At 61.5% G+C, this 12,707-nt stretch carries 9 protein-coding genes; 4 read left to right on the top strand and 5 right to left on the bottom strand.

The features are described from left to right. Positions 1–16: 16 nt before the first annotated feature. The 3 genes from H2Z84_RS12815 to H2Z84_RS12805 form a co-directional block, all read right to left on the bottom strand. Positions 17–1,057: an RNA methyltransferase gene (locus H2Z84_RS12815; RefSeq protein WP_181836323.1), complete on the bottom strand. Its 1,041-nt coding sequence runs from the start codon at positions 1,055–1,057 to the stop codon at positions 17–19. Between the two features lie 550 nt (positions 1,058–1,607). Further along, complete coding sequence (locus H2Z84_RS12810) at positions 1,608–2,237, bottom strand: response regulator (protein WP_103523826.1); 630 nt, start codon at positions 2,235–2,237, stop codon at positions 1,608–1,610. Next, a complete protein-coding gene (locus H2Z84_RS12805) occupies positions 2,234–4,636 on the bottom strand; it encodes a PAS domain-containing sensor histidine kinase (RefSeq protein WP_181836322.1) in 2,403 nt (800 codons plus the stop codon). The genes H2Z84_RS12810 and H2Z84_RS12805 overlap by 4 nt, the downstream gene beginning before the upstream one ends. Before the next feature lie 245 nt (positions 4,637–4,881). Here H2Z84_RS12805 and H2Z84_RS12800 point away from each other — a divergent pair, with 245 nt between their 5' ends. From H2Z84_RS12800 to H2Z84_RS12790, 3 genes are read left to right on the top strand one after another with little or no spacing between them, the layout of a single operon-like run. Beyond that, the gene (locus tag H2Z84_RS12800) at positions 4,882–6,099 is read left to right on the top strand and encodes an efflux RND transporter periplasmic adaptor subunit (protein ID WP_181836321.1); all 1,218 of its coding nucleotides are present in this window, start codon (positions 4,882–4,884) and stop codon (positions 6,097–6,099) included. Between the two features lie 3 nt (positions 6,100–6,102). After that, a complete protein-coding gene (locus tag H2Z84_RS12795) occupies positions 6,103–8,052 on the top strand; it encodes a MacB family efflux pump subunit (protein WP_181836320.1) in 1,950 nt (649 codons plus the stop codon). A gap of 7 nt (positions 8,053–8,059) precedes the next feature. Next, positions 8,060–9,433, top strand: a complete 1,374-nt coding sequence (locus H2Z84_RS12790; RefSeq protein WP_181836319.1) for an efflux transporter outer membrane subunit — start codon at positions 8,060–8,062, stop codon at positions 9,431–9,433. A gap of 490 nt (positions 9,434–9,923) precedes the next feature. On the opposite strand, the gene H2Z84_RS12785 is transcribed toward H2Z84_RS12790, so the two are convergent. Further along, a complete protein-coding gene (locus H2Z84_RS12785) occupies positions 9,924–10,700 on the bottom strand; it encodes an amino acid ABC transporter permease (protein WP_103523843.1) in 777 nt (258 codons plus the stop codon). Positions 10,701–10,760: 60 nt separating this feature from the next. Next, positions 10,761–11,591 carry a transporter substrate-binding domain-containing protein gene (locus H2Z84_RS12780; RefSeq protein WP_181836318.1) on the bottom strand — a complete coding sequence of 277 codons (831 nt, stop codon included), beginning with the start codon at positions 11,589–11,591 and terminating at the stop codon, positions 10,761–10,763. A gap of 142 nt (positions 11,592–11,733) precedes the next feature. Here H2Z84_RS12780 and H2Z84_RS12775 point away from each other — a divergent pair, with 142 nt between their 5' ends. Then, positions 11,734–12,627, top strand: coding sequence for a homocysteine S-methyltransferase family protein (locus tag H2Z84_RS12775; protein WP_181836317.1), 894 nt, complete (start codon positions 11,734–11,736; stop codon positions 12,625–12,627). Positions 12,628–12,707: the final 80 nt, after the last annotated feature.

Raw genomic sequence — 12,707 nt, 5'->3', positions numbered from 1 at the left:
AAGGACAATTATGATGTCAATGTAATCTGCGCTGCAGCCGGCTCAGATCGATGATGTCGGCGGCGCGGGCGCGCAGCTGACCGCAGCCACCGTCCACATCCTGCCCGGCTGAATCGCGAATCTTGGTCAGTACGCCGTGCTGATGCAGATAATGCTTCATGTGCTGGATGTGGGCTGCGTCCGGGCGCTGGTAGTGGTCGCCTTCCATGCTGTTGTAGGGAATCAGGTTCAGCACGCCATATTTGCCTTTGAGCAGGGCAATGGCGGCATCCATCTCCTGCTGGCTGTCGTTGACCCCGGCCAGCAGCGTCCACTGGTATTGAATGGGATAGCCTACCTGGCGGGCATAGTTTTCGCCCAGTTCCACCAGCTCGACCGGACTGATGCGCGGTGCCCGTGGCAGCAAGCGGGCGCGCAGCTCGGCATCGGTGGTGTGCAAGGACAGGGCCAGTGCCGGCTTTACCCGCTGCTGCGGCAGGCGCTCGAACACGCGCGGGTCACCCACGGTGGAGAACACCAGATTCTTGTGGGCGATATTGCCTTCACTGCCGAGAAAATCTATCGCTTCCAGCACATTGTCCAGATTGTGTGCCGGCTCGCCCATGCCCATGAACACCACCTTTTTCACGGGTCGGATACGCCGTGCCAGCACCACCTGCGCCACGATCTCCGCACTGCCCAGCTGCCGTAGCAGGCCGGACTTGCCGGTCATGCAGAAGGTACAGCCCACCGCGCAGCCAACCTGGCTGGAAACACACAGCCCGTCGCGTGGCAGCAGCACGCTTTCCACCATCTGGCCATCAGCCAGCTCCACCAGCAAGCGTTGCGAGGCGTCCGCGGCCTCATGCTGGGTGTTGATGCGTGCCAGCGCTTCCAGCTGCTGGCTGAGGGCAGGCAAGCCCTGACGTACTGCCAGCGGGAAATAGTGCTCGCTTTGCTGGTGGCGGGTGCCGTGATCAAGCGCCAGGCCTTGCAGCCAGGCACGGTTGATCCGGCCAATGTGGCAGGGGCGGGCGCCAAGGGTGGTGAGGGCTTGCTGAAAATCCTGAATGCGCATGAAACGGGGGCATTGAAAGCGAATTGAACAAAGGCGGCTAGGGTAGCGCAATGAAGGATGGCATGTCAGCGGAAATGTTTAAAAACACGCGCTGCTGTGGCTGATCAATCTGACGGGTTACTGCTTCGGGTTGCAAGAACAGAATCAGCAGCGCTGCTTGGCTGTTGGTTGGTTAACAGAATGGCAGCACAAATGATTGATTTTGATATTTTTGGAGATTCAGATGAAAAAGACCATTCTGTTTGTTGTGCTCTTGTCTGCCTTGAGTTCCGTTTCCTATGCCGCATGTTTTTCTGTGGGACCCAAGCCGCCTTGCGGTGGTTTTGTGATCGGCCCTAGTGATCCTTGCTGCTAAGCAACAGCAGCAAGCATCCCGTTATTAAATGACGGGATGTGTTTTGATTAAAGCCGTCCGCGTGGCGGCTTTTTGTTTGGGATCAAATCGGGTCATCCTGTTTGGGCAAAGAGTGTGACGGGGCCGCACCCCGTGCTGGATCAGTCTCTGTGGTAGGGGCCTGCCGCACATCCTCCCCCGCTTGCTGCAAGCCGTTCAGATCAGCTTGTGGTCGATGGCGTAGCGCACCATGTCGGCCACCGAGTGCGCCTGTAGTTTCTGCATCAGCCGCACCTTGTGGGTGCTCACCGTCTTGGAGCTGATGTTCAGCTGCTGGGCGATTTCGTTGACATTGGTGCCGTGAACCAGTCGTTCGAACACTTGGTATTCGCGCTCGGACAGTTGGGCATGGGCGGGGCGGGAGTCGGTCAGCCCCACTTCGAATACCATGCGGTCGGCCAGTTGCGGGTCGATGTAGCGGCCACCGCCCGCTACCTTGCGGATGGCGGTGAGCAGCAGCGCCGGATCGCTGTCCTTGGTGCTGTAACCGGCGGCACCGGCCTTGAGTGCGCGGGCGGCAATCTGTACTTCGTCGTGCATCGACAGCATGAGGATGGCCGGCGGATTGTCCAGCGCACGGATGCGCGGAATGGATTCCAGCCCATTGGTGCCGGGCATGGAAATGTCCAGCAACAGCACATCGCAGGGGATCTGGCGCAGTTGTTCCAGCAGGTGGGTGCCATTGGTGGCTTCGCCCACCACGCTGATGTCCTCGGCCAGCGATACCAGTTGCTTGATGCCTTCGCGGACGATTTTGTGGTCTTCGGCAATGATGACGCGGATCATGCGCTTTCCTTTCCTGCTTCGGCCGGCAGCCGGATGGTGAGGGTGCAGCCCTGGTCTGGCTGGCTGTCGATGTCGAGCACACCGCCCAGCAGCAGTACCCGCTCGCGAATGCCCACCAGGCCAAAAGAGCGCAGCTGACGGTGGGCTTGCGGGTTGAAGCCCTTGCCGTCGTCGGCAATGCTCAGGGTAATCATGCCCTGGTTGCAGGTGAGGCCGACGCTGACCGTGCTGGCTTCGGCATGGCGCAAGACATTGGTGAGGGCTTCCTGCAGGATGCGGAACACGCCGATGGCGCGGGCGTCACTGAGCGGGATGGGTGTGTCCGGTACAGAAATCAGGCAGGGGATGCCGCTGCGCTTTTCAAAGCGGCGGGCCTGCCATTCGATGGCCGAGCCGATGCCGGCGTCCAGCACCGGCGGGCGCAGTGCGGTAGCGACGTCGCGCACGATCTGGAAGGTTTGCTCGATCAGCTTTTTCATCGCCTGCAGCCGTTCGGCCAGCTTGCTGTCGCTGTGGCCGAAGCTTAGTTCGCACATCGAGGTTTCCAGCCGCAGCACGGTGAGGATTTGCCCCAGTTCATCGTGGACTTCTCGGGCGATGCGGGCTTTTTCTTCTTCGCGCACCGACTCCAGATGGGCGGACAGGCTGCGTAGCAGGCCACGCGATTCGGCCAGCTGCAATTCATTGTGTTTGTTCTCGGAGATATCCCAGACGATGCCGTCCCATACCACATGGCCATCGTCAAAGCAGCGTACCGTGGCCTTGATGTCCACCCAGCGCAATTGCCCGTCCTGATGCAGCATGCGGCCCTGCCAGGCCAGATCGTGATTGTGCTGGTCGGCCTGCTGCCAGGCTTGCTGGTAGCTGGCACGGTCGGCGGTGGCCACTACATCCAGCCAGCCCTCGGGCAGGCTGATCATGTCCAGCGGGCTGTAGCCCAGCATGCTCTGGCTGGCATCGCTGACAAAGGCCAGCCGTACCGGCATTTGCGCTGCCGGGCGCTCCAGCCGGAACACCATGCCCGGCACATTGCTGGCCATGCCCTTGAAGCGGGCTTCGCTTTCTTCCAGGGCGGCGCGGGCTTTTTGCCGTTCGGTAATGTCGTTGAGATACACCACCAGGTATTCGGTGCGGCCGAATTTGAGAAAGCTCAGGGTGACGCCCACCGGTAGCACATGGCCATCGGCCTTGAGACAATGGGTTTCAAAACTGCTGACCGCCTTGCTGCTGCGCAGCTGGTTCCACAGCTCCAGCCAGCGGGCGTGGTCCAGCGAGGGCTGCAGCTCTGGCAGTGACAAGCGCAACAGCTGTGTTGCCGGATAGCCCAGCATGGTTTCCGCCGCCCGGTTGGCATACTGGATGCGGCTATCCCAGTTGACCCACAGGATGCCCACCGTGCTGTTATCGATGGAGAACTGGGTCAGCCGTAGCGATTCCTCGGCCACGTCGCGGGCTTCCAGCTCCATGCGCGCTGCCAGCAGGCGTTTTTCTGCCCAGCGTCGTTGCCGGCGCTGATGATTCCACACTACGGCCAGCAGCAGGCTGCTTAGCAGCAGCGCCAGGCTGAGCCGGTGCCAGAAGGTGAGCGAGTCGATCAGTCGTGGATAGCTGGGCAGCATCCAGCGCGCGTACAGCTGCTCCATGCGGCTGCCGGGTATGTCTTGTAGCTGGCGGTCGAGTACGGCGGGCAGTTCCGGCCAGTCACGCCGGACTCCGATGCGCAGCAAATGGGTGTAGCCCAGGTCGCCCACCACGGCCAGGCGGGAGAATTCCGGTTCTTTAAGCAGGGTGGCCAGCTGGGCTTCATCAACAATGGCGTATTCGGCGTATTGCTGCTGTACGGTTTGCAGGGCGGCACGGTCGTTGGCCACTTCCACGCGTGGCAGCTCGGGATAATTGCGGCGGACAAAGCGCAGGGCATCGCTATTGGCACCCAGCGCCAGCCTTTCGCTGAGAGACAGCCGGTCCAGGTCTACCGCATTGCCGCTACCATCGGGGAAGCCGACAATCTTGTGTGGTACTCGCAAATACGGCTGGGAAAACAGCCAGTGTCGCAGGCTGGCCGGTGTTTGCAGCATGCCGGGCGCAACATCCACCGTGCCGTCTTCCACTGCGCGGTCCAGTGCCTGCTGGCTGGCAAAGGTGCGCCAGCTTAGCTGTACGCCCATTTTGTTTGCCAGCAGCAGCATCACTTCGACATCGGCGCCTTCCAGCAGATGACTGCGCGGATTGATCTGGGCATACGGCGCTTGCAATACCACGCCCACCCGCCAGTCGCGATGGGCGGCCAGCCAGTTGCGGCTATTGTTGGCTGTTGCGCCAGACAGGCCGCAGCACAGGCAGGCCAGCAGCCCTAACAGGGCAAACAACAGCGAACGATGGCGGACGGCCTGCAGCATGGTGAAGCCTGTGAATGAAAAGGGTGAACGGGGTTGGCCGCCGGCCAGCGGGCAGGGGCGACATGGAAGCGGCATACTTTACTCTGTCGGGCTGCTTTTGCCAAAGTCGCCCTTTGGCTGCAGTGCATACTTCTTCAGTACATGCTTACATTTCCTGACATTTTTTTACCTGCGGTTAACCGCAGCCAGCAGGTCATGCCGTGATACTGCCGCATCGAAGCAACCATTGTGCATTCCTAATCTACATGCCCCGCCTCAGTTCATTGCAGACGCGCAGCCTGGTGGCTGTCGCCGTGCTGCTGCTTATTCTGCTCGCCTACCTGTTTTATCCGCGTCAGCCAGTCAATCACTACCTGACTGCCACCGTCACCCATCTTGATCTGGAAGACAGCGTGCTGGCCACCGGCACCATCAAGGCACTGCGTGAAGTCAGCGTGGGGGCCCAGGTATCCGGCCAGATTAAATCGCTCAAGGTCAAGCTGGGCCAGAGTGTGCACCAGGGCGATTTGCTGGCCGAAATCGACCCGCGTACCCAGGAAAATGCGCTGGAAGATGCCCAGGCTTCGGTCAGCAGCTATCAGTCGCAGCTGAAGTCCAAACTGGCAGCCTTACTCAAGGCGCGACAGGACTTTTCCCGTCAGCAGCAGATGCTGGGGCAGCAGGCCACCTCGCGCGAAAGCTACGACAGTGCCAAGGCAGCAATGGATGGCGCCGATGCCGATGCCCAGCAGCTGCAGGCGCAATTGCAACAGGCGCGCATCAGCCTGAAAACGGCCCAGCTCAATCTGGGCTATACCCGCATTGTTGCGCCCATCGATGGCGTAGTGGTGGCCTTGTCGGTGGAAGAAGGGCAGACGGTGAATGCCAGCCAGTCCACTCCCACCATCGTCAAGCTGGCGCAACTGGATACGGTGACGGTGAAGTCGGAGATCTCGGAGGGCGATGTGGTACGGGTCAAGCCGGGCATGCCGGTGTATTTCACCATTCTGGGCGAGCCGGACCAGCGTTATCAGGCCAGCTTGCGTTCGGTCGATCCGGCGCCACAGTCCTATAGCGACTCCAGTGACAGTAGCACCAGCTCCACCTCGACCAGTTCGTCGTCCAGCAGCTCCTCATCTACAGCCATCTATTACTACGGTCTGTTTGATGTGCCCAACCCGCAGCACAAGCTGCGTATCAACATGACGGCTCAGGTTACCGTGGTGCTCAGCCAGGTCAAGGCTGCGCTGGCCATACCCGCCAATGCGCTGGGTGCGGCCGGCAAGAATGGTCGCTATGCGGTGCGGGTAGTGCAGGCCGATGGCAGTGTGCAGATACGGCAGGTCCGCATAGGTCTGAACAATAATGTCCACGCCCAGGTGCTGAGCGGCCTGCGCGAGGGCGAGCAGGTGGTGGTAGGGGAGGCCAGTGCAACGGCCAGTGCCAGCAGCAGCCACAACGGCCCACCGCCGATGGGGATGTAAGCCATGAGCACTCCCTTGCTGGAACTGTCAGGCGTGTGCCGTGACTTTGCCTCGGGTGAAGACACGGTCACCGTGCTGGACGACATCCATTTGCAGATTCAGGCCGGAGAAATGGTCGCCATCATCGGCGCATCCGGCTCCGGCAAATCCACCCTGATGAATATTCTGGGCTGTCTGGATGCCCCTTCGCGCGGCAGCTATCGGGTGGCCGGCCAGCCGGTGGCAGACATGAGCCCCGACCAGCTGGCGCAGCTGCGGCGCGAGCACTTCGGCTTTATCTTCCAGCGCTACCACTTGCTGGGCGAACTCAATGCCCTGCAAAACGTCGAGCTGCCCGCGGTTTATGCCGGCAGCCCGGCACCGGAACGCCGCAGCCGCGCGGCCAGCCTGCTGGCGCGACTCGGCCTGAGCGATCGGGCCGGCCACAAGCCGGGCCAGCTGTCCGGCGGCCAGCAGCAGCGGGTGAGTATTGCGCGGGCGCTGATGAACGGCGGCAAGGTGATTCTGGCCGATGAACCCACCGGCGCGCTGGATAGTGCCAGCGGCCAGCAGGTGATGGCCATTCTGCGTGAGCTGCATGCCGAGGGTCACACCATCATTCTGGTCACCCACGACAGCAAGGTGGCCGAACACGCCGACCGCATCATTGAAATCGGGGATGGCCGGCTGGTGGCTGACCAGCGTCGCGGCGAGGCCCCGGCCAATGCCACGCTGGCCAGCGCAGCGCTGGTCGAGGAGCAGGGCGGCTGGCGGCTGCTGCGCGAGCATTTTGCCGAGGCCTTCGGCATGGCGTGGCGGGCGCTGATGGCGCACCGGCTGCGCTCGGCGCTGACCATGCTGGGCATCATCATCGGCATTGCCTCGGTGGTGTCGGTGGTGGCACTGGGCACCGGCTCCAGCCAGCGCATCCTCAGCGACATCAGCTCGCTGGGCACCAATACCATCAATATCTATCCCGGCAAGCATTTTGGCGACCGCAAGGCCGATGCCATCCACACCCTTACCCCGCGCGATGCGACAGTGCTGGCCGAGCAGGGCTTTGTCGACAGCGTGACACCGGAAGTCAGTGATAGCGTCACCCTGCGCTACCGCAATGTGGCGGTAACGGCGCAGGTCAAGGGCGTGGGCGAGCAGTATTTCCGTGTGCGCGGCGTATCCATGGCACAGGGCAGGGCCTTCGATGCCACGGCTGTCAGTCAGCAGGCACAGCAGGTGGTGATCGACGAAAACAGCCGCAAGGCGCTGTTTGCCGACGGAGACGACCCCATCGGCAAGGTCATCCTGCTGGGCAAGCTGCCCTGCCGGGTGGTGGGCGTCACCCAAACCCAGAAAAGTGCCTTCGGCACCGATGACAACCTCAATCTGTGGCTGCCCTACAGCACGGTGATGTACCGCATGCTGGGCCAGGATTATCTGAAGGCCGTCACAGTACGGGTCAGCGACAATGCTGCCACCGATGCCGCCGAGCAAAGCCTGGTGGCGCTGATGACGCGCCGCCACGGCACGCAGGACTTCTTTGTGATGAACACCGACAGCATCCGCCAGACCATTGCCACCACTACCGCCACCATGACCTTGCTGGTGTCGATGATTGCAGTGATTTCGCTGGTGGTGGGCGGTATCGGCGTGATGAACATCATGCTGGTGTCGGTGAGCGAGCGCACCCGCGAAATTGGCGTGTGCATGGCGGTGGGCGCACGCCAGCGCGACATCATGCAGCAGTTTCTGATCGAGGCCGTACTGGTCTGCCTGCTGGGTGGCGCGCTGGGCGTGGCCTTGTCGCTGGCGCTGGGGGTGGTGGTGGCCAAACTGGCCAGCTTCACCATGGTGTATTCCGCCAGCTCGATTGTGGCGGCCTTTGCCTGTTCCACGTTGGTGGGGGTGTTGTTCGGTTATCTGCCGGCGCGCAATGCGGCGCGGCTGGACCCTGTCGTGGCCTTGTCACGAGAATGAGAATGCAATGAAAGTGCTTTACCCCATCGTACTGGCCAGCCTGCTGCTGGCCGGCTGCGCCAGTCTGACCGCAACGCCCTATCAGGTGCCGGCCGTCACGCTGCCCGCCCAGTGGCAGGGCGCTGCTGCTGCGGAGAATAGCCCGATCAGTGGTGATAACTGGTGGCAGCAGTTTGGCGATGCCGAACTGAACCGGCTGGTCGCGCAGGTGCTGGTGCGCAACAATGATCTGGCGGCGGCAGCCATCAAGGTGCAGCAGGCCATGCTCAAGGCCGACCTGGCCGCTACCGACCTGGCCCCCACGCCGTCCTTCAGCCTGTCCAGCTCCGCCAGCCAGCGCCTGGGTGGGGCTGCGGTCAACAGCCAGACGCATTCGGCCAGCCTCTCCGTCAGCTACGAGGCCGATCTATGGGGCAGGCTTGCCCACCTGAGCGATGCCAAAGCCTGGGAGGCGCGCGCCACCGAGCAGGACCGCGCAGCCAGCCGGCTCAGCCTGATTGGCAGCACCATCAAGCTGTACTGGAAACAGGGCTGGTTGCAGCAGCGCCTGCAGCTGGGCGAGGCCAGTGTCGCTTACCAGCAGCAAGCCTTGCGGCTGGTGCTGGCCAAGCAGCAGGCCGGCGCGGCGGCACAGCTGGATGTGTTGACCGTACGGCAAAGCCTGGCCAGCCAGCAGGCCAGTCTTTACGACTACCAACAGCAACTGGCAGAAACCCGCAATGCGCTGGCCATCTTGCTGGACGGCCCACCGCAGGGTGTGGTGACCACGCCTGGCAGCCTGCCGCAGCAGGATCTGCCCGATGTGCCGGCTGGTCTGCCGGTACAGCTGCTGGCGCGGCGGCCCGATCTGCGCGCCGCCGAACTGCGCCTGCGTGAAACGCTGGCCAATGGCGACGCCACCCGCGCATCCTACTATCCCGATTTTTCCCTGACCGGCAGTCTGGGGAGCAGCAGTAGCCGGCTGGCGCAGGTGGTCAGCAATCCGCTGGCCACGCTGGGCGCAGGGCTGACCCTGCCGTTTCTGGAGTGGCGGCAAATGCGGCTGAACACGCAGATCAGCGCGGCCGATTACCAGCTGACGGTAGTGAATTTCCGCCAGACCCTATACGCGGCGCTGGCCGACGTGGAAAACGCCCTGTCAGCCCGCAGCCACTATCAGCAGCAAGGGCAGCGGCTGACGCTGTCGGCACAACTGGCCGGCCAGGCCGAGCAGCTGTACCGGCTACGCTACCAGTCCGGTGCAGCACCGCTGAAAGACTGGCTGGATGCGCAGGAAACCCGCCGCCAGGCCCAGGTGTCGCTACTGGAAAACCGCTACAACCGGCTGGTCAACCAGGTGACGCTGTATCAGGCGCTGGGCGGGGATGCACAACTGCGCTAAGCGGGGGTAAGCGACAACCTGCACCCGTCACTAATTTGGGGCGTCCCGGTTTTCGTGGCCGGTGCAGCAATACCCCGACAGGGGTATCGCCGGAGGGGTGCTACTGGGGCTGCTTGGCAGCTGCATTGCAAGGCCGCTCAAGTCGGGGGCAGTATCCTGCCCGGACTGATATTTCTCGCCAGCAGGCAATTCGGACATTGCATACGGCTGAATGACGGCCACCCCAGGAGTCTGGTGTTGGGGCAAGGCATTGCCCTGCTGGGTAATGTGCTGGGGGCGGCGTTGCGCAAGAGTCATTAAGAGCGGCTAACAAAACCTCCGCTGCGGCATTGCGCTTCCTTGCCGTACTGCTGGTACTGTCGGCGTTGGCGCGCCTTGCCCCAGCGCCGCTTCGCTTCGTGGATGGATGCCACCATCCCGGCGCTTTGCCTGCCATGACCCAAGCCTTGCTTAACACGCGGCAGCACTTTCTTGCCGCCGCGATCATGGCTCAGCGCCGGGCGGAAACCGACAGTTTCTGCTCCAGCCGGTGCTGGAATAGCTCCAGCACGATGGACAGCAGCCAGTACAGGATGGCGGCGGTCAGCAGCATTTCCATATAGCGGTAAGCTGAGCGGCCATAGCTTTGCGCCAGGAACATCAGCTCCCACAGGCCCATTACCGATACCAGTGAGGAGTCCTTCAGCATGGAAATGAACATGGAGAAGGTGGGCGGCACCGCCACTTTCATCGCCTGCGGCAAAATGATGTGGCGCATGATGGCATGTGGCTTAAGCCCCAGAGCCTTGCCAGCATCCCACTGGCCACGGTGAATCGACAGGATGGCCGAGCGGAATACTTCGCTCAGGTAGGCGCCATAGCACAGTGCCAGTGCGGCCACACCGGACGGAATGGCGGTGGGTACCACGCCCAGCTGCGGCAGGCCCAGGTAGATCAGCAGAATCTGTACCAAGAGCGGTGTGCCCTTGAAGAAGGAATTGTAAAAGGTGGCCAGGCCGTACAGCAGCGGGTTGCTGGATAGCCGCCCCAGCGCCGACAGCATGCCGATGGCTACCGCCAGCACGGTGGAGAGCAGGCATAACAGCAGGGTGAGCGGAATGCCCTGGATAAAGCCTTCCGGGCTTAACTCCAGCCCGGCCAGCAAGGGCAGCTTGCTCAGGGCAAACTGGTAGTCCAGCCCAAAGGCTTGCACAAACCAGACAAAGCCACCCAACAGACACAACATGACCAGGCCGACTTGCAGCCTGAATCGGTTTTCCAGTTTCATGATACGGACAGACAAAAACAGAAAGCCCCGGGCGCATGCTTGCCGCCACGGGGCTGATTCTTAGTTGGTGATATCGCTGCCAATCCACTTCTTGGAAATGGCGCTGAGCGTACCGTCTTTTTTCAGTTCGCTGATGACCTGTTTGACACGGGCATTCCACTGCGCATCGCCCTTGTCCACGGCCACCCAGTTCGGCTCCTGATACAGCGGGCTGCCCACGATGCGGAACTTGCCGGTTTTGCTGATGCGTTCGCGCGCGGTCACCAGATTGGAAATCACCGCATCCACGCGCTTGCCCGCGCCCAGTGCCAGATCCTGGTAGGCCAGCTCTTCGTTGTCGTAGGGGGCGATGATGACCTTGTTGAAACCGTAGGTGGGCTGCACCGCATTGGGTGCTTCAATTACCAGCTTCTTTTGCAGGTAGCTCTCGTAGGACGAGCCTTGTTGCACGGCAATTTTCTTGCCTTCCAGATCCTTGATGCTGCTGGTTTTCTTGTCGGCGATGTTGGCAATCAGCACCGCTGGCGAGTTGTAGTAGAAGGCCGGGAAGTCCAGTACTTGCGCTCTTTCCTTGTTGGGCGTCATCGAGCAAATGCAGATGTCCCAGCGCGCACCCCATTTGCCGGCGGCAATCACTTCCCAGGATGGGGTGTCCAGTCTCAGTTTGACGCCCAGCTTTTTCGCCACGGCCTTGGCTACATCCACATCAAAGCCATCCAGCTGGTTCTTGCTGTTGAGGAAAGAGTAGGGAGGGTAGCTTTCCAGTAGCACGCCGCGCAGTACGCCGCTTTTCTGCACATGGTCCAGCGTGGCACCGGCATGGCTCTGGCTGGCGGCCAGCAGGGCCAGGGCGGCGAGGGTTTGGGTGATCTTGGTTTGTCGTTTGAACATTTTTTTGGTTTGAATGCTGTTTGGGTGTTAATCTATATATCAAACTATTATAATAAATACCAACTTGTTTCTTTATAAGAATATAACATTTTTTCATCATGCCGGCTTTCCCGGTGTGAATGTTGAATGCATGGATAACATCATGAGCCAAACCCTTATTCTCGATGGCGGCATGGGCCGCGAACTCAAACGCATTGGTGCGCCGTTCCAGCAACCGGAATGGTCGGCGCTGGCACTGCTGGAAGGTCCGCATTTTGTCGAGCAAGCACACGATGCCTTTGTCAGTGCTGGTGCCCGCGTGATTACCACCAACAGCTATGCCGTGGTGCCCTTTCACATTGGCCAGCAGCGTTTCGAACAGCATGGCGAGCGACTGGCTGCGCTGGCCGGCGAACTGGCCCGCCGCAGCGCCGACAAGGCAAGTCACGCGGTGACCGTGGCCGGCTCGCTGCCGCCGGCGCTGGGTTCTTACCGGCCCGATCTGTTCAACGAGGCGGATTCGTTGGCCATTCACCGGGTGCTGATTGCCGGGCTGACGCTGTATGTGGATGTGTGGCTGGCTGAGACGCAAAGCTCGCTGGCCGAGGTACGCGCGGTGCGCCAGGCGCTGGGTGAGCAGGACAAGCCCTTGTGGCTGTCGTTTACCCTGCAGGATGAAGACACTGATGGCGTGGCTCGCCTGCGTTCTGGTGAAACGGTTGGCGAAGCCGTGGTCGAAGCCATCCGCTTGGGGGCGGCAGCCGTGCTGTTCAATTGCAGCCAGCCGGAAGTGATGGAAGCCGCGCTGGATGCGGCCAATGCCGTGCTGCAGCAGCAAGGCGGTCAGTTGCAACTGGGTGTGTACGCCAATGCCTTTCCCCCCACCCCGAAGGATGCCAAGGCCAATGCCACGCTGGATGAAATCCGTGCCGACCTGACGCCGCAGAACTATCTGGGCTGGGCCGAACGCTGGGTGGGCAAGGGCGCTGGCATTGTTGGCGGCTGCTGCGGCATCACGCCGGAGCACATTGCCGCATTGTCCAAAAGCCTGAGCTGATCGATACCTTGCAGCCCACCGCCTGATGCAGTCCTGGTGAACGGGGGCGCTGGCCTCTGTTCACTGGTCTGGACCATGGG

Source organism: Aquitalea aquatica, from assembly GCF_013911085.1.
GTDB lineage: Bacteria > Pseudomonadota > Gammaproteobacteria > Burkholderiales > Chromobacteriaceae > Aquitalea > Aquitalea aquatica.
The sequence above is the reverse complement of the archived record's forward strand: the minus strand, read 5'-3'. Positions and strand labels throughout refer to the sequence as shown.